A 24218-nucleotide genomic window follows, 5' to 3' on the forward strand; every position below is an offset into this window, starting at 1 on the left:
TTATGCCCGGCGCCGCGCCGCGATAGCAGGTTTCTTGCGCTGCAGGAGGAAGTCGGTTACCCGCCGCCCGGCCTTGTGGGCTTTCAGCCCGACATTCATCTCGGGAGAAAGCTCACCGGAGAGATCGAGTGTCGCGTTTTCGCCCACCGCATCGAAATGCTCTTCCAGCCAGTCATCGGCCGCGGCCTGGCCGAGGTCGCGCAGATATTCAAGAAAAGCCCATTCCGCATTGATCTTCGACGAGGCCGCCAGGCCGGCCAGCGCCACATCGGCATCGATCCGGTGCATGCGGATATGCTTGTATTCGCCATGTTCGATCCGCCCCGCATCGATCAGCGAATTGACGAAGGCAATCGAACGGAATTCGCGCAGGAGTGCTGCGTTGAAGGTGATCTCGTCGATACGGTCGGTGATTTCGCGGGCCGTCTTCGGCGCGCCGCGCCGTTCGATCGGGTTGATCTGGATAAGCAGCAGATCTTCGCTCTTGGTCGAATAGAAGAAGGGATAGAGCGCCGGATTGCCGCCATAGCCGCCATCCCAGTAAGGCTCGCCTTCAATCTCCACCGCCTGGAAAATATAGGGCAGGCAGGCAGATGCCATCACCACGTCGGCGTTGAGTTCCGACTGCGAGAAGACCCGCAGGCGGCCGCTTTCCACATTGGTGGCGGAAATGAACAGCTTGAGCGCCGAACAGGCTTTCACCCGGTCGAAATCAATCTCGCGCTCGACCACATCCCGCAGCGGGTTGAGGTTGAACGGATTGAACTCATAGGGCGAAAACATACGCGAGAACTGTTCGAACAGATTGTACCCGACGCCATTCTCGACGGACCAGTTGCCGAAGAAGCGATCCCACGGCGTGCGCTGAACCGGGCTAAACTGCCCGGTGCGGCCCACCGCCCGCCAGAACTCATAGAGTTTTTCGCGGGCACCGTCGGGACCGTTGCGGCTCCAGCCATCAGCCAGCGCGACGGCATTCATGGCACCGGCGCTGGTGCCGGATATGCCCTCGATGGTCAGGCGGCCATCTTCGAGAATGCGGTCGAGAACGCCCCAGGTGAAAGCGCCATGCGAGCCGCCGCCCTGCAGTGCGATGTTGATGACTTTGGGTTTGTGATTCATCACTGCGCCGTCCAGCCGCCATCGACGGAAATGGATGTGCCGGTGATCTGCGCCGCCGCATCGCTGGCGAGGAACACCACCGTTGCGCCGATCTGGTCGACCGTGGCGAATTCCTTGGTTGCCTGCCTGTCCAGCATGACTTCGCGGATGACCGTTTCGCGGTCCATGTTGTGCGCCTTCATCTGGTCGGGGATCTGGGCTTCGACGAGCGGCGTCAGGACATAGCCGGGGCAGATGGCATTGCTGGTGATGTGTTTTTCCGCCACCTCAAGCGCGACGGTTTTGGTCAGTCCGAGAATGCCGTGCTTGGCTGCCACATAGGCCGATTTGAACGGCGATGCGCGCAGACCATGGGCCGAGGCGATATTGATGATACGGCCCCATCCGGCCTTCTTCATATAGGGAAGCGCGGCAGCGGTGGTATGGAACGCCGAGGTCAGGTTGATGGCGATGATCGCATCCCATTTTTCCGCCGGGAATTCGTCGACCGGCGCGACAAACTGGATGCCGGCATTGTTGACCAGCACATCGACGCTGCCGAATGTCGCGGCGGCCTGGTCGATCAGGGCGCGGCATTCATCCCCCTTGGACATGTCGGCCTTGATATAGGCAACGCCCGTGGCATGCTGTGCGGCGATCTGCTTGGCAAGATCGTGGTCTTCCGGACGGTCGGTGAAGGAATTGATCACCACATTGTAACCCGCCGCTGCGAGCGCGTGGGCGGAACCCAGTCCGATGCCGGAGTTGGAACCTGTGACGACTGCGGTCTTCTTGGCCATGAGAAACTTCCTTTGGTTTAACAACCGTGTTGAAGGCGTGTGGAATATATTGCATTGCAGCAAGATTACCAGCTTTGGAACGTGAACACTTTGTCATACGCTTCACTGTGCCGTGATCGGGAAGCGCATTTGCTTTGAATTTGCCGCGTTCATGTCACATGGTGTTGACACAAGGCGTTCCCTGCGCCACGTGAAGGGAATATCTGGAGTTTGACAATGTCTGACTATTATTCGCAGCCCTTTGCCCGCCGCGCCTCCGTTGGCGTCGATGTGGGCGGGGTCATGGTTGGCGGAAGCGCGCCTGTCGTCGTGCAGTCGATGACCAACACGGATACGGCCGATGTGGACGGCACCGTGGCGCAGGTCGCCGCCCTTTTCCATGCCGGGTCGCAGATCGTCCGTATCACCGTTGACCGGGATGAATCCGCCGCTGCCGTGCCGAAAATCCGCGAGAGACTGGACCGGCTTGGCCTGAACGTGCCGCTGGTCGGCGATTTCCACTATATCGGTCACAAGCTGCTGGCCGACCACCCGGCCTGCGCCGAAGCGCTGGCGAAATACCGCATCAACCCTGGTAATGTCGGCTTCAAGGACAAGAAGGATGCCCAGTTCGGTGCCATCATCGAAATGGCGATCCGCTACGACAAGCCGGTGCGTATCGGCGTCAACTGGGGTTCGCTCGATCAGGAACTGTTGACGGCGCTGATGGACCAGAACCATGCGGCCGGCGCGCCCCTGACGGCGGAACAGGTGACGCGCGAGGCCATTGTCCAGTCCGCGCTGATTTCCGCGCAATTGGCCGAAGAAATCGGCCTGCCACGCTCCAAGATCATCCTTTCAGCCAAGGTCAGCCAGGTGCAGGATTTGATTGCGGTTTATGCGGAGCTGGCGCGGCGCTGCGATCATGCGCTGCATCTCGGCCTTACCGAAGCCGGCATGGGCTCCAAGGGCATCGTTGCCTCCTCGGCGGCGCTCGGCATTCTCCTGCAGCAGGGTATCGGCGATACGATCCGCATATCGCTGACACCGGAACCGAACGGTGACCGGACGCGCGAAGTGCAGGTGGCGCAGGAATTGCTGCAGACCATGGGCTTTCGCCAGTTCATCCCGATTGTCGCGGCCTGTCCGGGTTGCGGGCGGACCACGTCGACGGTGTTTCAGGAACTGGCGCAGTCGATCCAGAGCGATATTCGCGACAACATGCCGGTCTGGCGCGAGAAATATCCCGGCGTTGAAGCGCTCAATGTTGCGGTGATGGGTTGCATCGTCAACGGGCCGGGTGAATCCAAGATGGCCGATATCGGCATTTCACTGCCGGGAACCGGAGAAACGCCGACGGCCCCGGTCTTTGTCGACGGCAAGAAAGTGGCGACCCTGCGCGGTGCAGGCATCGCCAAGGAATTCCAGAAGATGGTTGCCGATTATATCGAAAACCGCTTCGGCCAGGGCGCAGGCTCGCACGCAGCCGAATAGAGTCTAGCTCTGCCGCTCGGCGATGAACCGTGCGGCCTGCTTGAGCAGGGCAGCTTTTTCGCCGAAAGGCGCAAGCAGTTCCTCGGCCTGTGCCACCAGTCCGCTCAACTGGCGTTTCGTCCAGTCGATCCCGTGCAGCGAAACCAGCGTGGCCTTGCCCGCTGCCGCATCCTTGCCGGTGGCTTTGCCCATATGGGCGGCATCGGCGGTGACATCGAGCAGATCGTCGGCCAGCTGAAAGGCCAGGCCAATGGCCGAACCATATTCCGCCAGCCGTTCGCGATCCTCAGGGTTGGCATTGCCGATCATGGCACCGGCTTCGCAGGCGAAACGGATCAGCGCGCCGGTTTTCATGGCCTGCAGGCGGATGATGCCGGCCTCGTCGGGCTTGACCTTTTCCGCTTCCAGATCAAGCGCCTGGCCGCCGGTCATGCCGCCGATGCCGGCAGCGCGTGCCAGAGCCGTTACCAATGCAACCTTGGCGCCGGGATCAAGCTCCGTTGCCTCGGCTGCAATCAGTTCGAAGGCATAGGTCAGGAGGCTGTCCCCCGCGAGGATTGCCGCTGCCTCGTCGAACTTGCGATGCACCGTCGGCTGGCCGCGGCGCATATCGTCATTGTCCATGGCCGGAAGATCGTCATGCACGAGCGAATAGCTGTGGATGCATTCGAGCGCTGCTGCTACCCGCAATGCCGCAGGGGTGCCGGCGCCGAAGAGGGCTGCGCTTTCCATGACGAGGAAGGGGCGCAGGCGCTTGCCGCCATTGAGAACGCCGTGCCGCATGGCTGCCATGAGGCGCGGCGGACGGCTGATCTCGCCATCTTGCGGCTGATCCGAGAGCAGGTCTGTCAGCAGCGCTTCCACCGCGGCGGCGCGATGCAGCAATGTCATTTGAAACAGGGAAGTGTCTTGATCGGTCATCATGATCTGGCAATGAGCGAAAAATCGCCGTCCGGTCAATGATTAGATGTGCTGCTTTTGCATTTTTGCCTTGTTGTCATTGTGAACATGGCCGCAAAGACATGGAAATGGTTCCCTTTGGCGGATCGTTGCTCTATGTCCATGATGGGTTTTCAACGCAGGCGGCGGGTGTGACACGGGTTCTGGTCAGAAACAAAAAAGGCGGAGGCTATCTGGTCAGTCCGGGCGGCTCGCCTTTGGGGCGCATCGTGCGCTACCTGATCCTGGCGGGCATCATCCTGATGATGATCCCGATCATCCTGCTCAGCCTGTACCGGCTGCCATTCGTGCATCCGGTTTCCACCTTGATGGTGAAGGACCTCGTGACCTTTTCCGGTTATGACCGGCGCTGGGTGTCCTTGGACGAGATTTCCCCGGTACTGGTGCATTCCGTCATGATGTCGGAGGATGCGCGGTTCTGCTTTCACTCCGGCGTCGACTGGGATGCGATGAACCTGGTCATGTCCGATGCCATGGATGGCGAGCAGACGCGCGGCGCGTCGACGATCACCATGCAGACCGCCAAGAACCTGTTCCTGTGGAACAGCCGGTCCTTCATCCGCAAGGGCCTGGAAATGCCGCTGGCGATGATGACCGATCTGATCCTGACCAAACGGCGGGTGATGGAAATCTACCTGAATATTGCCGAGTGGGGGCCAGGCATCTACGGCATCGAGGCGGCGGCGCAGCATCATTTCAAAGTCAGTGCGGCAAGGCTGACGCCGCGCCAGGCGGCGTTTCTGGCGGTAACCCTGCCTAACCCGATCGCACGCAATCCGGCGCGGCCGGGCCGGGGTTTGCAGACACTGGCAAGGCTCAATGAACGGCGTGCGCGCGGCGCCGGTGCGTATATTGGTTGTGTCAAATAGACCCTCTCGCGGCGCAAATCCCGGCATATCGGCATTTGCGACAAAAAATATGCGACTCATGCTGGTCAAAAGCTCTCAAGACGTGTATAGCCCCAGCCGAACTTTCCGGAATTTTGTCCATTGTGACAGGCTCGATCGGGCCAGCGCCGGATTTTGACTGATTACTGGAGCAGGAACAATGGCTGTACCTAAAAGAAAAACTTCTCCGTCGAAGCGCGGCATGCGCCGCTCCGCCGACGCGCTGAAGGCCCCGACTTATGTCGAAGACAAGAATTCAGGCGAACTGCGCCGTCCGCACCATGTCGATCTGAAGACCGGCATGTATCGCGGCCGTCAGGTTCTGACGCCGAAAGAAGGCTGATCCCTTCCTGGATTTCGTGATAAAGAGGACCGGCCTTGTGCCGGTCTTTTTTGTTTATGACATGCTGATGGGAGACAGATGCCGTGATTTCCAATATTCCATTGATGATCGTGCCGCTTGTTGTGTTCAATCTAGTGGTTGCCGGATTGACGGGTATTGGCGGCGCCGATCCGTGGGCCACGCAGCTCTATTCCATGCAGATGCTGTCGGGCGGCGTATGGCGGATGACACTGGGCGATCTGATGATCGTGCTGTCGCTGGCGCTGCTGTTCTTCGAGATCATGAAGTCGACGCGCACAAGCAATGCCTCGGTGGTTGACCATCTCCTGTCGACCTTCGTCTTCGTGGCATTCCTGGTGGAATTCCTTCTGGTTCCCAGTGCCTCGCATTCACTGTTCTTCATTCTGATGGCAATGGCCTTCTTCGATATTCTCGCCGGTTTCACCGTTTCGCTGCGCTCTGCCGGGCGCGACGTCAACTTTCGCTGATACCATGCAAAAACCCCGGCAGATGAGCCATCTGCCGGGGTTTGATGTGGGCGGGCCGGTCAGGCGGCGATGGCTGCCTTGTCCGGTATGCGCATGACGATGAAGATGGCGAGCGCCGTCACAAGGGTGATCTGCGCCAGAATCTGCAGGAGCTGGCCGAAGGCTTCGCCATAGGTCTGCAATATGGCTTGCGGGCTGACCGGACCCAACAGGCCCATGGCTGAGGCGATATTGCCGGTTGCCAGCGTCTGGGCGGCCTGCGCGACATCAGGGCCCGTGCCCAATTTCCAGTTGAGAAGCGCGGTAAGCAGGGCGCTGACAATGGCAAGGGCAATGCCTTCGCCGGCAATGCGCGTGGTGCTGAAAATACCCGTTGCCATGCCGGCCCGCTCCTTAGGGACGACGCTGACGGCGAGGCCATCCATCAATCCCCAGGGCAGGCTGATGCCAAAGCCGATCAGGACCAATGCCGGAAGTGTCAGTTCCACCGGCTGGCCCGGCATGCAGCGGCTGAGCCAGAACAGTCCGCCTGCCGAGAGGAGAAGACCGGCACTGCACAGGATCGCGGCGGAGAACCAGCGCGTGAGCAGCGCTGCCAGAAACGGCACGATGAGCAGCGGCCCCGACAGGGCAATCATCATCTGCCCGGTCTGAACCTCGCTGAAGCCCTCCACGCCGATATAGCGGATGGGCAGGAGAATCAGCAGGACGACGAAGGAATAGGCGGGAGCCGCCGCGAGGATCTGCACGCCGACAAAACGCGGGTAGCGAAACAGGCTGAGGTCCAGCATCGGCCGTGCCGCGCGCTGTTCGATAATCGCGAAGAGACCGAACACGATGAGGGCGGCGGCGAGCATGCCGATGACGAGCGGGTGCCCCCAGCCGATATCCGGCGCCTGCAATATGCCGCATGTGAGCAGCGTCAGCGCCAGCGTGAAGCTGATGGCGCCCGGCCAGTCGATGCCCCTTGCGTCGGGGTCGCGCGATTCCCGCAGCCGGAAAACACCAAGGCCAAACGCAACAAGGGTGATCGGCAGCGTGACGAGGATTGCCGCCTGCCAGCCGAAATGGCTGATCAGCGTTCCCGAGAGAATCGGTCCGAAGGACAGGCCAATGCCGAATGTGATGCCGATCATGCTGAAGGCGCGCGTGCGTTCCTGTCCGTCGAACTCCTGGGCGAGCGCGGCCATGCCGCCGGAAAAGGCGAGGGCACTCGAAAGCCCCTGTGCGGCACGCATGATGTCGAACCAGACAAGGCTGGTGACAAGCGACAGCGCCAGCGAGAAAACGGCAAAAAGCGCAAGGCCTGTCAGGAAGACGCGTTTGCGCCCGTAATTGTCGGCGAGCGCGCCCGCCGCCATCAGGCTGCTGCCGAAGGCCAGCATGAAGCCATTGGTAACCCAGTTGAGTTCGACCGGGCTGCCGCCCAGGGCGCGGGCAATGGCGGGAAGTGCGACGGCAGGGCCGGTAAAGCTGACGGGCATGGCGAGAGCCGCCAGGCAGACAGCGGTCAGAATCATCAGCTTCTCCGCTGTACCGTGCGGATGTGTGTGGGCAGTCATTTTTCACCTGCGGTATTTAAATGTGGGAGGGAATGGTTGAATTCATGATACACAGGCTTTAATCATTGAAAATTGCGCCATACATCCCGACATAGCGGACAATATTTCTCTAATAGAGTGGCCATGGATAATCTGAATGGTTTGTTCGCTTTCGTGCGGTCCGCGGAAACGCTGAGTTTCGTTGCGGCTGGCCGGTCGCTGGGTATTTCGGCTTCGGCGGTTGGAAAAACGATTGCCCGGCTGGAGCAGAACCTGGATGTGCGCCTGTTCCAGCGCAGCACGCGCCGCATCAGCCTCACCGAAGAGGGGCAGCTGTTCTATGAGCGCTGCCGCCGCATCATCGATGATCTCAATGATGCGGAATCCATGCTGTCGCGCACCAAGGAAGCGCCGCGCGGGCGCTTGCGTGTGAGCCTGCCGACGATCGGCTACCGTTTCCTGCTGCCGCACCTGCCCGAATTCGAACAGCTCTATCCGGAAATCGAGCTTGATCTCGATTTCAACGACCAGATCGTCAATGTGATCGAAGAAGGGTTCGATGCCGTCATTCGCAGTGGAGATTTGCCGGATTCATCGCTGATGGCGCGCCGGCTCGGCCCGTTCCGGCAGGTGCTTGCCGCGTCGTCAGCCTATCTGCAGAGGCGCGGCAGACCGAGGGAATTGCGCGACCTGCAGCATCACGCCTGTCTGCGCTACCGTTTTCCGACAAGCGGCAAGTTGCAGGACTGGGTCATGGGAGGAGCAGCCCCGGACATTGACCTGCATCTGCCCCCGGCGCTGGTATGCAACAATATGGAAGCGCTTTATGGCGCGACGGTCCGCGGCCTCGGCATTGCCTATATGCCGGACTTCCTGGTGGCCGATGCGGTGAAGGCGGGTGAACTGCACACGCTGCTTGACGAATGTCTGGTGCAGACAGGCCAGTTCTGGGTGCTCTGGCCTTCAAACCGGCATCTGTCGCCGAAGCTGCGGGTGTTCGTTGATTTCATTGCGCCCCGGCTGTTCGCCGGGACACGCCTGTAGCGCCGCTGCGCTGTTCCAGAACGGGGCTAGCGGTCAGCCCTGGCCGCCGTCGGCGATGAAACCGGCCGCCTGAATCCCGGCGACAGCGGCAATCTCGTCATTGTCGGATGTATCGCCGGTGATGCCGACCGCGCCGAGAATCTCTCCCTTGGCGTTCTTGATGAGAACGCCGCCTGCCACCGGGATGACGCGTCCGCCCGATGCTGCCACCAGCCCCTCGACGAAATGCGGGCGTTCCTTGGCGAATTTTTCAACGGTGCGCGAGCCGGTGCCGATGGACAGGCCGCCAAATGCCTTGCCGAAAGCGATCTCGAAGCGCAGCAGCGAGGCGCCGTCCTGCTTCTGGAAGGCCTTGAGGTGGCCGCCGGCATCGAGCACGGCAACGGAGAGCGGACGCATGCCTGCCTCGGTGGCCTTGGCAAGCGCTGCCTTGATGATGGTGTTGGCTTTGGAAAGTGAGAGTTGAGCCATGGTATCCTCTTGGGTTCGTATGGTCATAAAATAGGAAAAGCCGATCCGCCGTGCGAGCCGGATGCTCAGTCAAAACGGATCTGGCCTGGATTATTTGTCGAGGGAATCGAGCTTGCGCTGCATGGCGGCGATCTGTTCTTTCAGTTCGTCCAGCCCGGTGTCCTTCTTGGCGGTTTCGGCGGCGGGTGTTTCGTCGGCCTCGGCCGCTCCGGCCGTTTTGTTGAGCGGGAACGGCGTGAACATCCGCATGGCATGCTGCAGCATTTCGGTGTTGCGGCGAACCTGCTCCTCGACGAGCTTGACCGGCGCACTGATATTCATCATGTCGATCGGCGATTTGCCGAAAGCGGCGGAAAGCTGCTCACGCATGCGTTCCTGTTCCTTGGCAAAGGCGCTCATGGACTGTTCGAGGAATGTCGGCAGCACCACCTGCATCTGGTCGCCGTAATAGGCGATGAGCTGGCGCAGGAACGGAATCGGCAGCATGTTCTGCCCATCCTTGTTTTCCAGTTCGAAGATGATCTGGGTCAGGACGGAATGGGTGATGTCTTCGCCGGTCTTGGCGTCCTGAACGGTGAAATCCTCATTGCGCTTTACCATCTCGGCGAGGTCTTCCAGCGTCACATAGGTGCTCGTGCCGGTATTATAGAGGCGCCGGTTGGCATATTTTTTAATGACGACGTCGCCGGTTTTTGCTGCCATCAGAGAACTCCCCAACTCATGTCATCAGACTCAACTGGTCTGAATTTGCGTGCCCGCTTACTGATATGCCAGCGAGGATAGGGGGAAAGCGGCACAAATCAAAGTGATTTGTGCGCCGCATCCATCGCGCAGATCATTCCAGCCTTTCTCGGCCCTGCGGGCGATAAATTTGGCTTCGCGGCGAATGCCCCTTGTCAAACTGCCGCAGGGAGGGAATTCTGTTCGGGAAGCCAAGCTGAATGAATTCAGCATCTCAATGACAAGGAGACGTCCATGACCCAATCCATCGTTATCGCCAGTGCAGCGCGAACCCCCGTGGGTTCGTTCAACGGTGCTTTTGCCAACGTCCCGGCCCATGAACTCGGCGCTGCGGTGATCAAGGAAGTGCTGAGCCGCGCCGGTGTCGATGGTGCCGATGTCGATGAAGTGATCATGGGCCAGGTGCTCGGCGCCGGCGAAGGGCAGAACCCGGCCCGTCAGGCGGCCATGGAGGCCGGCATTCCGCAGGAGGCGACGGCCTGGGGGCTCAACCAGCTCTGCGGTTCCGGCCTGCGCGCCGTGGCGCTCGGCATGCAGCAGATCGCGACCGGCGATGCCGACATCATCGTGGCGGGCGGACAGGAGTCCATGTCGATGGCGCCGCATTGCGCGCATCTGCGCGGCGGCGTGAAGATGGGCGATTTCAAGATGATCGATACGATGATCAAGGATGGCCTGACCGACGCTTTCCACGGTTACCACATGGGCAATACCGCCGAGAACATCGCCCGCAAGTGGCAGTTCACCCGCGAAGACCAGGACAAGTTCGCCCTTGGCTCCCAGAACAAGGCGGAAGCCGCGCAGAAGGCGGGCAAGTTCAAGGATGAAATCGTGCCGTTCACGGTCAAGACCCGCAAGGGCGACGTGGTCGTTGCCGATGACGAATATATCCGCCACGGCGCGACGCTTGACTCTCTCACCAAGCTGAAGCCCGCTTTCGACAAGGAAGGCACCGTTACCGCAGGCAATGCTTCGGGCCTCAATGACGGCGCGGCGGCCGTGGTGCTCATGAGCGAGGACGAGGCCAAGCGCCGCAACGTCAAGCCGCTGGCGCGCATCGTCTCCTGGGCAACGGCCGGTGTCGACCCTGCCATCATGGGGACAGGTCCAATCCCGGCCTCGCGCAAGGCATTGGAAAAAGCCGGGTGGAAGGTGGAGGACCTTGATCTGGTCGAAGCCAATGAAGCCTTCGCGGCGCAGGCGCTTTCCGTCAACAAGGATCTCGGGCTCAATCCCGATATCGTCAATGTCAATGGCGGTGCCATTGCCATCGGTCATCCGATCGGCGCTTCCGGTGCCCGAGTGCTCAACACGCTGCTTTATGAATTGAAGCGCCGCAACGGCACGAAAGGCCTTGCCACGCTGTGCATTGGCGGCGGCATGGGCATTGCCCTGTGCGTTGAGCGCGTCAAGGACTGATCTTGCAAGAATGAACACGGGTCCGGCGTTTGCCGGACCCGTGCTCTGGCAGCACTAAATTTCCAGGCTGCTGCCACGTCTCTTTTTCAACAACACTAACTTTGATCCAACATGAATTAGGGAGGGGAAATATGACCAAAACGGCAATCGTCACGGGTGGAACACGGGGTATCGGCGCAGCCATTTCCGTGGCCCTGAAAGCGGCGGGGTACAAGGTCGCGGCAAATTACGCCGGCAATGATGATGCGGCGAAGAAATTCACGGAAAAAACCGGCATTGCCACCTACAAGTGGGATGTTTCCAACTATGAAGAATGCGCTGCCGGTATTGCCAGGATTGAGGCTGATCACGGCCCCGTCGCCGTACTGGTCAACAATGCGGGCATCACCCGCGACGCCATGTTTCACAAGATGACCCCAGGTCAATGGGGCGAAGTGATCAACACCAATCTGACCGGCCTGTTCAACATGACCCATCCGGTATGGACGGGCATGCGCGACCGCAAATTCGGCCGCGTCATCAATATTTCCTCGATCAACGGGCAAAAGGGCCAGGCCGGACAAGCCAACTATTCCGCGGCCAAGGCCGGGGATATCGGCTTTACCAAGGCATTGGCGCAGGAAGGCGCGCGTGCGGGGATTACGGTCAATGCCATCTGCCCCGGTTATATCGGAACGGAAATGGTGCGGGCCATCGACGAGAAGGTGCTCAACGAGCGCATCATTCCGCAAATCCCGGTCGGACGTCTGGGGGAGCCGGAGGAAATCGCGCGCTGCGTCGTGTTCCTCGCATCGGATGATGCCGGTTTCATCACCGGTTCGACGCTGACCGCCAATGGCGGGCAATATTTCAGCTGATCGGAAGCAAATCAGACGCCGCCGCGGGCCGGAAACGGTCGGCGGCGTTTTGTTTTGTGCGGCGGCGATTCCCGATACTCGCGGCCAAAGGTTAACGGCGCTGCCTGAATCTTGTCCTATTTCCTTCCCGTGCGTTCGGTGATTGGTGCGGCTCCCGCGCCTTCAGCACAAGATGTAGCCGTGAACAAAACGGGAAAGAATGCAAAGCGCTGATTCGTCGCTGATTCGTTCTTCCTTTGATCGAAGTGTTAATGGAACGGGACGCGCGGAGCCCGGATTCCTTAACTAACTATAAGGAAATATTACGATTTCCTTAACCGGGCAAAAAACCGGTTGACGCTGGAACGCCGGTTTTCGCACCGGCAAGCCAAAGGTTAATGCGGATGAACGGATTCAATGAAATCCTGCCCTTGACGATTCAGCATCTTGTGCGACTCATACCACGGAAAGCTAGATGTGGCCGTGAACAAAGCAGGAATCTGGTCCTATAGCTGATTCGTCGCTGATTCGTTCTGCTCGCGTTCTATTTCTTAATGGAACACTCCGTGAATCGGTTCGCAATTGTTTATCTTGAGGTCGCCGCATACTTTCTGTCTGATACCGATAGTGCTATCGGATAGAGCATGCCCGGCATGCCTTGCTGGTTCTGGTAAGGCCGTCGTGCCGGTGTTGGATATTTTTGATGAACCTTATGCCTACTCCCGAACTTCCCTTGATCCTGAGCGGCCGTGACGTCACCGCCGTTCTGGGGCCGACGAATACGGGGAAGACTCATCTCGCCATTGAACGGATGCTGGCGCACCAGACCGGCATGATCGGCCTGCCGCTGCGCCTGCTGGCGCGCGAAGTCTATAACCGCGTTGCCGAACGGGTGGGGCTTGCCAATGTCGCGCTGATCACGGGCGAAGAAAAGATATCGCCGCCTGGCGCACGCTATGCGGTCTGCACCGTCGAAGCGATGCCGCGCCAGACCGACATGGATTTCGTCGCCATCGACGAGGTCCAGCTCGCCAATGATCTGGAGCGCGGCCATATCTTCACAGACCGTATCCTGCACTTGCGGGGGCGCCAGGAAACATTGCTGCTGGGTGCGGCCACCATGCGCGGCATACTGGAGAAGCTGCTGCGCGGCATTTCGGTCGTCACGCGTCCGCGCCTGTCCAACCTGACCTATGCCGGCTCGAAGAAGATCACGCGCCTGCCGCCGCGCACCGCAATCGTCGCCTTCGCTGCGGAGGAGGTCTATTCCATCGCCGAACTGATCCGCCGCCAGAATGGCGGCGCCGCCGTGGTCATGGGTGCCCTGAGCCCGCGCACCCGCAATGCCCAGGTGGATCTCTATCAGTCGGGCGATGTGGATTATCTCGTCGCCACCGACGCCATCGGCATGGGGCTCAACCTTGATGTCGATCACGTGGCCTTCGCCCAGGACCGCAAGTTTGACGGCTATCAGTTCCGCGACCTGTCGCCGGGCGAAATCGGCCAGATTGCCGGGCGCGCGGGACGGCACCTGCGTGACGGTACATTTGGTGTCACCGGGCAGATCTCGGGTTTTTCCGAGGAACTGGTGCAGCGGGTGGAATCGCATGCCTTCGATTCCGTCAAGATTTTGCAATGGCGCACCGCCCGGTTCGATTTCTCCAGCCTTGACGCGTTGAAGCGGTCGATCGACACGCCCGCGCCGGTGGAGGGATTGACCCGGGCACTGCCCGCGGTGGATCAGCAGGCACTCGACTATCTGTCGAAAGACCCGGATATCGCGCCGCTGGCCGATACGCCGGAACGGGTGGCGCTGCTGTGGGATGCCTGTGCCTTGCCGGACTACCGCAAAATTGCGCCGGCGCAGCATGCGGATATTATTGCATCGATCTATACAGATCTCGTCGAACATGGTCATGTTAACGAAACGTACATGGGCGAACAGGTGCACCGGGCTGATACGACCGACGGCGATATCGATGCTTTGTCGCGGCGGATTGCCCAGATCAGAACTTGGACTTTTGTGTCGCATCGGCCGGGATGGCTGGCAGATCAGGCACATTGGCAAGAAAAGACGCGTGAAATTGAGGACAGATTATCAGATGCACTGCATGAACGGTTGACGAAACGCTTCGTAGACCGCAGGACAAGCGTGCTTATGAGGCGCCTGAGAGAGAATACAATGCTAGAAGCCGAAATTAGCCCTGCCGGGGACGTTGTTGTCGAAGGGCACCATGTTGGACGTTTGGATGGATTCCGTTTCACTACGGACAGCCAGATCGATGGAACCGATGCAAAAGCCGTGAAGGCTGCCGCACAAAAAGCCTTGGCGACAGAGTTCGACAATCGCGCCGAGCGTTTTGCCGCTTCCGCGAATGGCGACTTCGCCCTGGGATCGGACGGGACGCTGCGCTGGATTGGCGCTCCGGTCGCCTCGGTCGTCTCGGGCGAGCAGCCGCTGAAGCCCCGCGCGGTGCTTCTGGCCGACGAGCAGCTGACGGGACCGGCGCGCGACAAGGTCGCCGCGCGGGTTGACCGCTTCCTCGCCCATCATGTGGATACGGTGCTCAAGCCGCTGGTCGATCTTGCCAATGCCGATGCGCTGGTCGGGATCACCCGCGGACTGGCGTTCCAGCTGGTCGAAAATTTCGGCGTGCTGCAGCGCCGGGATGTGGCGGAAGATGTGCGCGGCCTCGATCAGGATTCGCGCGCTGCCCTGCGCCGCCTCGGTGTGCGCTTTGGCGCCTATCACGTCTTCCTGCCCGCATTGCTCAAACCGGCGCCTGCGGGTCTGCTGACGCTGCTGTGGGCGCTCAAGGAAGATGCCAGGGATCGCCCCGGCTATGGCGATGTGGTGCAGGTGCTGTCCGCAGGCCGCACATCGGTTGTCACCGATCCCGCTTTCGATCCGGCCTTCTATCGCCTCGGCGGCTACCGGCTGCTCGGCCGGCGGGCCGTGCGCATCGATATTCTCGAGCGTCTGGCCGATCTCATCCGTCCGGCGCTGGCCTGGAAGCCGGGAAGCGGAACGCGGCCTGACGGTGCCTATGACGGCACGCGTTTCGTCGTCACGCCGGCGATGATGTCCATTCTCGGCGCCACTGCCGATGACATGGAAGAAATCCTCAAGAATCTCGGCTACCGCTCGGAAGCAACCGACGCTGCCGTTGTGTCGGCCAAGGTTGCCGAACTCGATCCCGTCGCCCAGGCGCCTGCGCCGCAGGCCACCGCGCGGGAAGGCACCAAATCAGTCCCGGCGGCCGAACCGGTTGGTGACCCGATCGTCAAGCCGGTTGTCGAGGCTGCGGCGCCCGTTGCGGTTGCAGAGGAAGCGCCTGCAGCCATTGCTGAAACCGCCGCCGCTCCGGCAGCAGAAGACGCACCCAAGCCGGTGCTGCTCTGGCGCCAGGCACCGCGTTTCGAGGGCCGCAACAACAACCGCCGTCCCCAGGGCGGACGCGAGCAGCAGGCCCGCGGCGGTGACAGCCAGGGCGAGGAGCGTCAAAACCGGCAAAGCCGTCCGAACCGCAATGCCGGTCCGCAGGGTGAGCGCGGCGAGCGCAAGGAGTTCCGCGGCAAGGGCGGCAAGCCCGGCGGTGGCGAGCGCTTCCGGCAGGAAGGCGGCAAGCCTTCCGGCAAGCCCCAGCATCACGGCAAGCGCCCGGAGCGCGAAGAACGTCCGGTCAAGATCGACATGGACTCCCCCTTCGCCAAATTGCTGGCGTTGAAGGAACAGATGAAGAAGTGAGGGTCTGACCCCAGATGACGGGAACCGACAGGCAGCGCATCGACAAGTGGCTGTTTTTCGCGCGGGTGGTCAAATCCCGTTCCCTCGCTGCAAAACTGGCATCGGGCGGCAACGTCCGTGTCAACAAGGACAAGATCGACCAGCCATCACACGGGGTCAAACCCGGTGATGTGCTGACGATTACGCTGGACCGGCGCATTCTCATTTACAAAGTCCTGTCCGGCGGTACCCGGCGCGGGCCCGCCGAGGAGGCGCGCGCGCTGTACGAGGACATTTCTCCGCCGCCGCCGCCAAAGGATGCCGTGAGCCGCCTTGACATGCTGCCCAGGCGCGACGCGTGCAGCGGCCGGCCCACGAAGCGCGAGCGGCGGGATGTCGACCGGCTGATGAAGGGCCGGCCTGACGGCTCCGAAGATTAGTTTGCGATGAAAAACATGGAAATATCGAAATTATCTCCAAAATGGTCGGCCGGGCTAAAATATTATTTCCGGAATGCCTATATTGGGAGATGATGGTTGCTTGTCGGCGGACCATCGCGATGCGATGAATGGCACGCTGCGGACTTGGACAATGGCTCGGTCCTGATGTGATGAAGACAATCCCTTTGCACGTCGAGATTTTCCGGGCCGCGTTCTGGTGCCGCAGTCCGTTTTCCCCTCTTGTCAGGCCGGTGCCAAATCGTTACCTCAACCGCTGACACGCTGACTATGGTGTCTTCAGGAGCCAGTAAATGACATATGTTGTGACCGACAATTGCATCCGCTGCAAATATATGGATTGCGTTGAGGTCTGTCCGGTCGATTGTTTTTACGAAGGTGAGAACATGCTCGTCATCCATCCGGATGAGTGCATCGATTGCGGCGTGTGCGAACCCGAATGCCCTGCGGAGGCCATCAAGCCGGATACCGAGCCGGGTCTTGACAGCTGGCTGCAGCTGAACTCGGAATATGCGGAAAAATGGCCGAATATTTCGGCGAAGAAAGATGCGCCCAGCGATGCCAAGGAAATGGACGGCGTCACCGGTAAGCTCGAGAAGTACTTCTCACCGGAACCGGGCGAAGGCGACTAAACTTATTCGCGTGCCACAAGACTGATTTGCCCTGAAAATCAAGTCTTGCAATGCGTTTAGTTTGCGCTTGTGCAGCAAAAAGTTGATTCTGATCACTTTTCGTGTTATGGTGCCGCGATATGTTGATCATTGGACGTCAATTTCGTGGCGCTAAAGCATAAATCACCAATCGGCTAGATTTTTTCCGGACTTAACAGTTCAGGTTGAGGTTCTTTGATTGTGACCCGTCCTGCTGTTTGGTCCGGATTGCTTTGCGTGAAAATATTGACGGCCGACAAACCGGGTTCCGGTTTCCAGTGATTGGTTTAACCGGTGCGTTTTGCCGGGCGCAGCAGGGAGTAATGAAGCGCATGACAGCAGTTCCGCAGAAGAAGACCGCCCAGCGTATCGGATTCAAGACGGGTGAGTTTATTGTATATCCGGCTCACGGCGTAGGCCAGATCGTCAATATCGAAGAGCAGGAAGTTGCGGGCCACAAGCTCGAGCTTTTCGTGATTGACTTTCAGAAGGACAAGATGCGCTTGAAGGTACCGGTTGCCAAGGCAACCGCCATTGGTATGCGCAAACTCTCAGAAACAGATTATGTCGACCGTGCCCTGAAGGTTGTTCAGGGACGTGCCCGCATCAAGCGCACCATGTGGTCCCGCCGGGCGCAGGAATATGATGCAAAGATCAATTCGGGCGACCTGATTTCCATTTCGGAAGTTGTCCGCGATCTTTTCCGTGCCGACAATCAGCCTGAGCAGTCCTATTCCGAACGCCAGCTCTATGAAGCAGCGCTCGACCGCATGGCCCGTGAAATTTCCGCCGTCAACAAGATGTCGGAAACGGAAGCCGTCCGCCTGATCGAAGTCAATCTCGCCAAAGGTCCCAAGCGCGGCGCGAAGACTGAAGAAGCTGAAGCTGATGCGGACATGTCCGTTGAAGACGAGCAGGAAGAAGCTGCATAATAGCGGGTTCATCCCTTTCAACAAAAAGCCCGGTTTTACCGGGCTTTTTTGTTATTCGCTGATGATTTTCACCTTGTCGCCGACGGAAACCGTGCCGCCGGGCGGCAGGGCGTTGATCAGCCGGAAGAGATCCAGCTTGCGGTCCGTACCCATGATCTGGCTGGAGAGGCTGGCAAGCGTATCGCCCGGCTTGACCGTGACAACGCGGATCCGCAGCGGCTTGATGTTGGCCTTTTCCTGCGCCGTCAGCAGATGGAAGCTCTGCGTCACCGTCTGCGCCGCCGGCATCAATGCCGTGCTGCCCGTGGGTGCGGCGGTCAGGAAGCGATAGATGCGGTCGCCGGAATTCACGACGAAGATATCGAACTCCCAGCGGTCTGCCTTGGCCTTTGCCGTTGCGGCGGGCATGCCGTTGAATGTCGTCGCCTTGACGCTGGCATCGTCAAGCCCGGTCACCCAGCCGCTGCGCATATAGTCGACCATCGACGTCTTGCCGGAAATCTGGGTTCCGTCGAAGCGGATCGCGACTTCGCCGGGGCCGGTTGCCATGACGGCTGCGGCTGAGTTGTCGATGACAAAGCCGTCCGGCACGGTGAAACTGACGCCGAGCAGCGGGTGCACGAAGGTGCGGCCACGGACATAGCCTTCTTCCGGCGTGTCGCCATAGAGCAGTCCGTCAACGCCCTGCAGGAAGGAATCGCGGTCCGTCGTGCCGACGCCGGGCGCACCGATCTTGCGGGCATGGCCGCGCGCCAGCTCGATGCGCTGCGGCGCGGAGGGATGGCTGGCGAGGAAGTCAAGGCTCGCATCGGTCGCGCCGGAGACATTGCGGAAATCCGCATAGGCCGCCATCGACTGCAGGAAGCGGGCCGCGGCAAAGGGGTCGTATCCGGCTTCGCCGATCATCTTGATGCCGATGGCATCCGCCTGCAATTCCTGATTGCGCGAGAACTGCGCCATGCGCAGCTTGCCGCGAATGAGCGCCTCGCGGCCCGCCTGGTCGTCCTGCAGGACCTCCGAGACGACGCGGCCGGCGATGACGGCTTCCGCCTCGCGCTGCTGGCGTTCGATGCCGTGATTGGCGATCACATGGCCCATTTCATGGGCGATGACGGCGGCAAGTTCCGCGCTGTCATTGGCCAGAGCGAGCAGGCCGCGGGTCACATAGAGATAGCCGCCCGGCAGCGCGAAGGCATTGATGTTGGGCGAATTGAGGATGGTGATGCGGTAGGTATGGGTCGGATTGTCCGATACGGTGGTCAGATTGCCGACGACCTTGGCAACCATGCGTTCGAGCTTCGCATCCTTGTACTCGCCGCCATAGGTGGCAAGGATGCGGGGATGCTGTTCGGCACTCAGCTTGGCCAGCCGGTCATTCTTCGAAACATTGTCGACGATGACTGGGCTTGATGACGGGCCGAGCGCATCTTCCTTGGTGACGTTGAGCACCTGGCAACCCGACAGGAAGGCGAGCAGCAGCGTTGTCGAAATCACGGTCGTGCTTCGTACTGCCGGATGAAACCGTCGATTGCTGATGGGGAAAATGTGCGAGCCCAGAATCATGTCCTCATGTCGTGCGGCGCCGGTGCCAACGCTAAAACCAAGTTCTCACTCGTCTTTTGCCTGCGGAATCGGTGTGCTTACTTTCTAGCTAGCCCGTTGAGCAGGCCGGGGCAAGAATTACATTGATTTCTTATGAGGCCCATTGAGTACAAAATATGTCAAAGTGATAACTCTTGCGAGCCGAGATATTTTCGCAACAGGGAAGGGCCTTTGGCCGCGAGCAATTCTCCGGCGGGACCCGATGCTGCCACGTGGCCATTTTCCAGAAAGAACAGTGTCGATGGTATACGCAAAGCATCGTCCGGATGATGGGTGACCATCACAATGGTCATCCCAGTATCTTTTTGCAGTTGTCCGACCAGATCAAGCATTTCATGGCGCAATGCTGGGCCGAGAGAAGCAAAGGCTTCGTCGAGCAACAGTACAGGCCGGTTGCGCACCAGCGCCCGGGCAATGGCCACGCGCTGGCGTTCCCCGCCCGACAGTGCCGCCGGTTTGCGCGGCTCCTTGCCCGCGAGCCCGACCTTGGCGATGGCGTCGTGGACCGCCTGCCGATCCGCCGCGTCGAGGCGCAGACCCGGCCGGCGGCCAAGACCGACATTGGCGGCAACGTCGAGATGGGCAAAAAGATTGTTGTCCTGAAACACCATGGAAACCGGGCGCCGGGACGGTTCGGCATGCGTGACATCGGCACCGCCGATCAGCACGCGGCCGGAGAGGGGCGTCTCGAAACCGGCAATGAGGTTGAGAACCGTGGATTTACCCGCACCGCTCGGCCCGATGATGGCGGCGATCGACGACGCTTCGATGGCAAGGTCGAAACGCATGGCCATATCGCCATAATCGAAACGAACGGCATCCAGCCGGATCGCGGCGCCGCCGGTTGTGGTCTTTTCCGTTTGCTCAACCATCTCTTGCATTGTCCTGTCGGGCGAGGCTGGCCGCACCGCGGTCGGCTGCAACCATCAAGAGCAGGCACAGGGCACCCAGGATCAGGGCCAGTCCTGCCGCATCCTGTGTGCGATAACTTCCCATGCGCTGCAAGAGCAGGAACGGCAGGGTCTGGATGGAATCACTGCCGAACAGCGCGATGGTGCCAAGATCGCCGAGCGACAGGGCCATGGCAAAGGCGAAGGCGACACCGATGGGCAGGCGCAAGGCCGGCCAGTCGATCAGGCGCAGCCGGTCCCAGCCGGTGATGCCGAGCTGGAGGCAAAGCCGGTTGTGGCGGCTTGCCGCCGTATCCCAGGCCGGGCGCAGGATGCGGAAGGCAAAGGGCACGGCCATGGCGGCATTGACGCCGATGACCATGACGGGCGCAAGGCTGAACGGATCGAGCGCATGGCGCGAGAGGATGAACCAGCCGGCGCCGATGACAATGGGCGGCACCACCATGATCAGGCTTGCCCCCAGATCCAGTGACCGTTCGAACAGGCGAGGCGCAACCGTTCGCCGCCGGCTTTGCTGATATTCCCGGGCCATCACCAGCGACAGCGATATGGCGAGGGAGAGCAGGGCCGCGGCCGCGCCAAGCACGATGCTTGTCGCAATGGCGCGCCAGACCGTGGCTTCGCTCAAGAGACGCGCCAGGTCGGCGCCAAGCCCGGCGACAACGGTTCCGCCCATGGGCAGGCCGACGAAGAGCAGTCCGAGCAGAATGATGGCTGTGTTGGCGCATTGCGCTGCACGGCTTGGCTGCTCGAAGCGCCGCGTGGCCGTCTGGAGACTGAAGCCTTCCTCCGCCGGTTTGCCTGTCAGGCCGAGCAGCAGCAGGACGGCGATGGTCAGGCCCAGCTGCAGCAGGGTGAGCGAGACGGCGCGGGCAATATCGAAGTCGAAATGCAGGGACTGGTAGATCGCCACTTCCAGCGTGGTGGCGCGGGGGCCGCCGCCCAGGGTCAGCACGATCGTGAACGAGGTGATGCAGAGCATGAAGATCAGCCCGGCAATACCGGACAGATTGCGGCGGATGACCGGCCATTCGATCAGGCGAAAGCGGGCCCAGCCGCCCATGCCGAGCTGCGCCGAGAGCTTCCAGTAATCCGGCGGAATGGAATCAAGGCTTGCCAGCACGAGCCGTGTTGCCAGCGGCAGGTTGAAAAAGACGTGGGCGAGAAGGATGCCGGGAAGCCCGTAAATATTGGGTGGGGTGTCCAGGCCGAGGCTGCTGAAAGCAAAGGCCAGCAGGCCGTTGCGGCCATAGATGCTGGTGATGCCGAGCACCGCGACAAGCGCGGGCAAGGCCAGGGGCAGGGCAAACAGGCGCAGAATCAGCGCGCGGCCGGGAAAGGCGGGATGTTCATGCAGGGCACGCGCGAGCGGAATGGCAAAGGCAACCGCAAGCAGCATGGACAGGAGCGCCTGCAGCAGCGTGAACCGGGCCACGCGCCACAGATAGCTGTCGAATGCGGCAAAACCGTCCACGCCGCCGCGCAGCGCTTCGGATGCGAGACTGAGCAGTGCGCCACCCGCGAGTGCGGCCAGAAAGGCGAGGGCAAGCGCCCCCGCCCATGGTCTGAAACTGCCGGTGGCAATCACAATGCTACAGGCTCATGGCCGCGAGCCATTCATCGATCCAGGCTTTACGGTTCTTGGCGACTTCCTCGGACGGGAAGGCCAAGGTCTTGACGGGTTGAACCAGGGTTTCGAAGGCCGGGTTCAGCGCGTCGGTGGTCTTGGCGGCCGGATACATCCAGTTGTTTTCAGGAATGGCATCCTGGAACGCCGGGCTGGTCATGAAGGTGAGAAACTGCGCCGATAGCGGATTTTTGGCCCCGTTGACGGTCTGGGCGGCGACTTCGACCTGCAGGTAGTGGCCTTCGCCGAACGAAATGGCCTTGTAGCGGTCCACACGCTCGGCGATCAGGTGATAGGCCGGGGATGTGGTGTAGGACAGCACCAGCGGTGCCTCGCCCTTGGTGAAGAGGCCGTAGGCTTCCGACCAGCCGGGCGTGACGGTCAGCACCCGGTCCTTCAGTTTTGCCCAGGCCTCTCCCGCCTTGTCGCCATAGACCGACTTGACCCAGAGCAGCAGGCCAAGGCCGGGCGTCGAGGTGCGGGGATCTTCGATGACGATCTTCTGCTTCGGGTCGCCTTCGACCAGTTCCTTCAGGCTTTCCGGCGGGGTCTTCAGCGTCTCGGAATCATAGATGACGGCGAAATAGCCATAGTCATAGGGAACAAAAATATCATCGGTGTAGCCGCCGGGGATGTTCACGGCTGAGGTGTCGATGCCATGCGGAGCAAACAGGCCGGTTTGCCGGGCCTCGTAGGTCAGATTGGTGTCGAGGCCGAGCACCACATCCGCCTTGGTTGACTCGCCTTCCAGCTTGATCCGGTTGAGCAGGGCGACACCATCGGCAACCGCCACGAATTCGACCGTGCAGGCGCATTGCTTTTCGAAGGCTTGCTTGACCTTCGGGCCCGGACCCCATTCGGCGGTGAAACTGTCATAGGTATAGATGGTCAGCTTGCCTTCGGCCTGTGCCGTGCCAAGGGGAATAAGGGCGAACAGAGCGGTCACGACGGCCGCTGTCTTTACAATAGTCTCGAATGGCCGCATCGGCGCCTCCTATCAGCAGTGTTCAAAAGGATTGGTGCGCCGGCAAATCTGCCGCGTCTAATCCCTCCGCCGGTACAAACCGGATCAGGTTCCGCGGGTTGGCAGGGTTTCCCCTTGCGCCTCTCAGCCGGTCGATCGGACCGGCACCCCGTTAGAGCATGACAAGGATAGAGCTTCGGCCAGAGCCGTGCAAGCGGTCGATGCTTATGAAATCTTTATGTTTTGCCGGTTCTGCCAAATCGAAAGCTGATGCTGGCGCGCCTATTGTCCCCAGCGAAAACATCCCGTGCGGCTGTTTTCCGATGGAAAGGGTCAATCATGTTTCGTGGTCACGGTTTTTATCATTCCCATGTCAGGGTGCAGCACAATCCCGGCGTGCAGAGTGCGCCCCGCAAGGCGATCCTCCTGCGCCGGCGCCGGCAGAAATTCATCCCGGAGCTTTATCCGAGCCTGTTTCTGGCCATTGGTGTGGCGATTGCCGGCATGGCCGCGATTGCGCTCGGGCGCTTCGTTTAACCGCGAATCACGGATGCCCTGTGCGGCCGGCTTTTGCCATGCTATGGCCGGTGCATGAGCAAATTCGTTCTTCTTCTTGGCGGAACCGTTCACGTCACCGACCGTCTGCGCCATCTCATTGCCGGAGCACGCGTTCTGGCTGCCGATGGCGGCATCGCCCATGCACAGGCACTGGGCCTCGAACCGGAATTGTGGCTGGGCGATTTCGATTCGACATCGCCCGCGCTGGCCGAACGCTATGCGCATGTGCCGCGTTCGGTGTTTCCGGCAGCCAAGGACATGACCGATGGCGAACTGGCGCTCAATGAGGCCTACCGGCTGGGTGCCACCGAGGTGATTCTGTGCGGCGCCTTTGGCGGTGAACGCACCGACCACACTTTGCTGCACCTGACCATGGCCACCCGCCATGCGGCGGAAGGCCGGAAGATCATACTCTCCAGCGGAAGCGAGGAGGCGCATCCCCTGGTTGCAGGCGATTATGCGTTCGATTTTGCCGACGGTACAGTATTCAGCATTGTGGCCTTTACGTCCCTGCGCGGATTATTTATCCATGGTGCGCGATGGCCGCTGGAAAATATGGAACTTTCTTTCGGTTCATCGCTTACAGTGTCGAATGCCGTGTGTGGAAATCTCCACGTATCGCTTCGTTCAGGCAATGCCGTCCTGATTGCTGCACCGTAAAATTGCGAAACGCTTGTAAAACAAC

General features: G+C 60.4%; 23 protein-coding genes and 1 riboswitch. Of the genes, 13 read left to right on the plus strand and 10 right to left on the minus strand.

Annotation, left to right across the window (positions count from 1 at the left end):
• Nucleotides 1-1122: a patatin-like phospholipase family protein gene (locus C5750_RS13335; RefSeq protein ID WP_105734365.1), complete on the minus strand. Its 1122-nt coding sequence runs from the start codon at nucleotides 1120-1122 to the stop codon at nucleotides 1-3.
• A complete protein-coding gene (locus tag C5750_RS13340) occupies nucleotides 1122-1901 on the minus strand; it encodes a 3-hydroxybutyrate dehydrogenase (protein ID WP_105734366.1) in 780 nt (259 codons plus the stop codon). Before C5750_RS13340 ends, C5750_RS13335 begins: the two co-directional genes overlap by 1 nt.
• Before the next feature lie 216 nt (nucleotides 1902-2117).
• Between C5750_RS13340 and ispG the strand changes: the two genes are divergently transcribed.
• On the plus strand, nucleotides 2118-3374 hold the full coding sequence (gene ispG, locus C5750_RS13345; RefSeq protein WP_105734367.1) for a flavodoxin-dependent (E)-4-hydroxy-3-methylbut-2-enyl-diphosphate synthase: 1257 nt from the start codon (nucleotides 2118-2120) through the stop codon (nucleotides 3372-3374).
• A gap of 3 nt (nucleotides 3375-3377) precedes the next feature.
• Here the strand turns inward: ispG and C5750_RS13350 are convergent, their stop codons facing one another.
• Nucleotides 3378-4295: a polyprenyl synthetase family protein gene (locus C5750_RS13350; protein WP_105734634.1), complete on the minus strand. Its 918-nt coding sequence runs from the start codon at nucleotides 4293-4295 to the stop codon at nucleotides 3378-3380.
• A 170-nt stretch (nucleotides 4296-4465) separates the two neighbouring features.
• On the opposite strand from C5750_RS13350, the gene mtgA reads away from it, so the two are divergent.
• From mtgA to C5750_RS13365, 3 genes are all read left to right on the plus strand, one after another.
• Nucleotides 4466-5203 (plus strand): monofunctional biosynthetic peptidoglycan transglycosylase, encoded by a 738-nt coding sequence (gene mtgA, locus C5750_RS13355; protein ID WP_245421110.1) that lies wholly within the window; start codon nucleotides 4466-4468, stop codon nucleotides 5201-5203.
• Nucleotides 5204-5381: 178 nt separating this feature from the next.
• Nucleotides 5382-5564 (plus strand): 50S ribosomal protein L32, encoded by a 183-nt coding sequence (gene rpmF, locus C5750_RS13360; RefSeq protein WP_008121851.1) that lies wholly within the window; start codon nucleotides 5382-5384, stop codon nucleotides 5562-5564.
• 83 nt (nucleotides 5565-5647) lie between these two features.
• The gene (locus C5750_RS13365) at nucleotides 5648-6052 is read left to right on the plus strand and encodes a hypothetical protein (protein WP_105734368.1); all 405 of its coding nucleotides are present in this window, start codon (nucleotides 5648-5650) and stop codon (nucleotides 6050-6052) included.
• A 59-nt stretch (nucleotides 6053-6111) separates the two neighbouring features.
• On the opposite strand, the gene C5750_RS13370 is transcribed toward C5750_RS13365, so the two are convergent.
• Complete coding sequence (locus tag C5750_RS13370) at nucleotides 6112-7572, minus strand: MFS transporter (RefSeq protein WP_245421096.1); 1461 nt, start codon at nucleotides 7570-7572, stop codon at nucleotides 6112-6114.
• Between the two features lie 165 nt (nucleotides 7573-7737).
• On the opposite strand from C5750_RS13370, the gene C5750_RS13375 reads away from it, so the two are divergent.
• Complete coding sequence (locus tag C5750_RS13375) at nucleotides 7738-8637, plus strand: LysR family transcriptional regulator (RefSeq protein WP_105734370.1); 900 nt, start codon at nucleotides 7738-7740, stop codon at nucleotides 8635-8637.
• 33 nt (nucleotides 8638-8670) lie between these two features.
• Here C5750_RS13375 and C5750_RS13380 read toward each other — a convergent pair whose 3' ends face one another.
• Complete coding sequence (locus C5750_RS13380) at nucleotides 8671-9108, minus strand: GlcG/HbpS family heme-binding protein (RefSeq protein WP_105734371.1); 438 nt, start codon at nucleotides 9106-9108, stop codon at nucleotides 8671-8673.
• Between the two features lie 90 nt (nucleotides 9109-9198).
• The gene (phaR, locus tag C5750_RS13385; RefSeq protein ID WP_105734372.1) at nucleotides 9199-9810 is read right to left on the minus strand and encodes a polyhydroxyalkanoate synthesis repressor PhaR; all 612 of its coding nucleotides are present in this window, start codon (nucleotides 9808-9810) and stop codon (nucleotides 9199-9201) included.
• A 273-nt stretch (nucleotides 9811-10083) separates the two neighbouring features.
• Here phaR and C5750_RS13390 point away from each other — a divergent pair, with 273 nt between their 5' ends.
• From C5750_RS13390 to C5750_RS13415, 6 genes are all read left to right on the plus strand, one after another.
• Nucleotides 10084-11268, plus strand: a complete 1185-nt coding sequence (locus C5750_RS13390) for an acetyl-CoA C-acetyltransferase (RefSeq protein WP_105734373.1) — start codon at nucleotides 10084-10086, stop codon at nucleotides 11266-11268.
• 131 nt (nucleotides 11269-11399) lie between these two features.
• Nucleotides 11400-12125, plus strand: a complete 726-nt coding sequence (phbB, locus tag C5750_RS13395) for an acetoacetyl-CoA reductase (protein ID WP_105734374.1) — start codon at nucleotides 11400-11402, stop codon at nucleotides 12123-12125.
• A gap of 682 nt (nucleotides 12126-12807) precedes the next feature.
• A complete protein-coding gene (locus tag C5750_RS13400; protein ID WP_105734375.1) occupies nucleotides 12808-15852 on the plus strand; it encodes a helicase-related protein in 3045 nt (1014 codons plus the stop codon).
• 14 nt (nucleotides 15853-15866) lie between these two features.
• Nucleotides 15867-16271, plus strand: a complete 405-nt coding sequence (locus tag C5750_RS13405; RefSeq protein ID WP_105734376.1) for an RNA-binding S4 domain-containing protein — start codon at nucleotides 15867-15869, stop codon at nucleotides 16269-16271.
• 311 nt (nucleotides 16272-16582) lie between these two features.
• Nucleotides 16583-16921 carry a ferredoxin FdxA gene (gene fdxA, locus C5750_RS13410; RefSeq protein ID WP_105734377.1) on the plus strand — a complete coding sequence of 113 codons (339 nt, stop codon included), beginning with the start codon at nucleotides 16583-16585 and terminating at the stop codon, nucleotides 16919-16921.
• Nucleotides 16922-17262: 341 nt separating this feature from the next.
• The gene (locus C5750_RS13415) at nucleotides 17263-17871 is read left to right on the plus strand and encodes a CarD family transcriptional regulator (protein ID WP_199538056.1); all 609 of its coding nucleotides are present in this window, start codon (nucleotides 17263-17265) and stop codon (nucleotides 17869-17871) included.
• Between the two features lie 51 nt (nucleotides 17872-17922).
• Here the strand turns inward: C5750_RS13415 and C5750_RS13420 are convergent, their stop codons facing one another.
• The 4 genes from C5750_RS13420 to thiB form a co-directional block, all read right to left on the minus strand.
• On the minus strand, nucleotides 17923-19350 hold the full coding sequence (locus C5750_RS13420) for a M48 family metalloprotease (RefSeq protein WP_245421111.1): 1428 nt from the start codon (nucleotides 19348-19350) through the stop codon (nucleotides 17923-17925).
• Nucleotides 19351-19592: 242 nt separating this feature from the next.
• A complete protein-coding gene (thiQ, locus tag C5750_RS13425) occupies nucleotides 19593-20345 on the minus strand; it encodes a thiamine ABC transporter ATP-binding protein (protein ID WP_105734379.1) in 753 nt (250 codons plus the stop codon).
• Nucleotides 20338-21972, minus strand: coding sequence for a thiamine/thiamine pyrophosphate ABC transporter permease (gene thiP, locus C5750_RS13430; RefSeq protein WP_425350451.1), 1635 nt, complete (start codon nucleotides 21970-21972; stop codon nucleotides 20338-20340). Before thiP ends, thiQ begins: the two co-directional genes overlap by 8 nt.
• A gap of 4 nt (nucleotides 21973-21976) precedes the next feature.
• Nucleotides 21977-22996 (minus strand): thiamine ABC transporter substrate binding subunit, encoded by a 1020-nt coding sequence (gene thiB, locus C5750_RS13435; protein ID WP_105734381.1) that lies wholly within the window; start codon nucleotides 22994-22996, stop codon nucleotides 21977-21979.
• A gap of 44 nt (nucleotides 22997-23040) precedes the next feature.
• Nucleotides 23041-23157: riboswitch (TPP riboswitch) on the minus strand.
• 157 nt (nucleotides 23158-23314) lie between these two features.
• Here thiB and C5750_RS13440 point away from each other — a divergent pair.
• Both C5750_RS13440 and C5750_RS13445 read left to right on the plus strand, forming a co-directional pair.
• Nucleotides 23315-23512: a hypothetical protein gene (locus C5750_RS13440; RefSeq protein ID WP_105734382.1), complete on the plus strand. Its 198-nt coding sequence runs from the start codon at nucleotides 23315-23317 to the stop codon at nucleotides 23510-23512.
• A 54-nt stretch (nucleotides 23513-23566) separates the two neighbouring features.
• The gene (locus tag C5750_RS13445; RefSeq protein WP_105734383.1) at nucleotides 23567-24193 is read left to right on the plus strand and encodes a thiamine diphosphokinase; all 627 of its coding nucleotides are present in this window, start codon (nucleotides 23567-23569) and stop codon (nucleotides 24191-24193) included.
• The last annotated feature ends 25 nt before the right edge of the window (nucleotides 24194-24218 follow it).

It is taken from the genome of Phyllobacterium myrsinacearum (genome assembly GCF_002980555.1).
Lineage (GTDB): Bacteria > Pseudomonadota > Alphaproteobacteria > Rhizobiales > Rhizobiaceae > Phyllobacterium > Phyllobacterium myrsinacearum.

What these genes read in the sequence shown, in the direction of transcription:
- C5750_RS13335 (WP_105734365.1), bottom strand. Translation starts at nt 1,122, where the DNA reads ATGAATCACAAACCCAAAGTCATCAACATCGCACTGCAGGGCGGCGGC.
- C5750_RS13340 (WP_105734366.1), bottom strand. Translation starts at nt 1,901, where the DNA reads ATGGCCAAGAAGACCGCAGTCGTCACAGGTTCCAACTCCGGCATCGGA.
- ispG (WP_105734367.1), top strand. Translation starts at nt 2,118, where the DNA reads ATGTCTGACTATTATTCGCAGCCCTTTGCCCGCCGCGCCTCCGTTGGC.
- C5750_RS13350 (WP_105734634.1), bottom strand. Translation starts at nt 4,295, where the DNA reads ATGACCGATCAAGACACTTCCCTGTTTCAAATGACATTGCTGCATCGC.
- rpmF (WP_008121851.1), top strand. Translation starts at nt 5,382, where the DNA reads ATGGCTGTACCTAAAAGAAAAACTTCTCCGTCGAAGCGCGGCATGCGC.
- C5750_RS13370 (WP_245421096.1), bottom strand. Translation starts at nt 7,572, where the DNA reads ATGATTCTGACCGCTGTCTGCCTGGCGGCTCTCGCCATGCCCGTCAGC.
- C5750_RS13375 (WP_105734370.1), top strand. Translation starts at nt 7,738, where the DNA reads ATGGATAATCTGAATGGTTTGTTCGCTTTCGTGCGGTCCGCGGAAACG.
- C5750_RS13380 (WP_105734371.1), bottom strand. Translation starts at nt 9,108, where the DNA reads ATGGCTCAACTCTCACTTTCCAAAGCCAACACCATCATCAAGGCAGCG.
- phaR (WP_105734372.1), bottom strand. Translation starts at nt 9,810, where the DNA reads ATGGCAGCAAAAACCGGCGACGTCGTCATTAAAAAATATGCCAACCGG.
- C5750_RS13390 (WP_105734373.1), top strand. Translation starts at nt 10,084, where the DNA reads ATGACCCAATCCATCGTTATCGCCAGTGCAGCGCGAACCCCCGTGGGT.
- phbB (WP_105734374.1), top strand. Translation starts at nt 11,400, where the DNA reads ATGACCAAAACGGCAATCGTCACGGGTGGAACACGGGGTATCGGCGCA.
- C5750_RS13400 (WP_105734375.1), top strand. Translation starts at nt 12,808, where the DNA reads ATGAACCTTATGCCTACTCCCGAACTTCCCTTGATCCTGAGCGGCCGT.
- C5750_RS13405 (WP_105734376.1), top strand. Translation starts at nt 15,867, where the DNA reads ATGACGGGAACCGACAGGCAGCGCATCGACAAGTGGCTGTTTTTCGCG.
- fdxA (WP_105734377.1), top strand. Translation starts at nt 16,583, where the DNA reads ATGACATATGTTGTGACCGACAATTGCATCCGCTGCAAATATATGGAT.
- C5750_RS13415 (WP_199538056.1), top strand. Translation starts at nt 17,263, where the DNA reads ATGAAGCGCATGACAGCAGTTCCGCAGAAGAAGACCGCCCAGCGTATC.
- thiQ (WP_105734379.1), bottom strand. Translation starts at nt 20,345, where the DNA reads ATGGTTGAGCAAACGGAAAAGACCACAACCGGCGGCGCCGCGATCCGG.
- thiB (WP_105734381.1), bottom strand. Translation starts at nt 22,996, where the DNA reads ATGCGGCCATTCGAGACTATTGTAAAGACAGCGGCCGTCGTGACCGCT.
- C5750_RS13440 (WP_105734382.1), top strand. Translation starts at nt 23,315, where the DNA reads ATGTTTCGTGGTCACGGTTTTTATCATTCCCATGTCAGGGTGCAGCAC.
- C5750_RS13445 (WP_105734383.1), top strand. Translation starts at nt 23,567, where the DNA reads ATGAGCAAATTCGTTCTTCTTCTTGGCGGAACCGTTCACGTCACCGAC.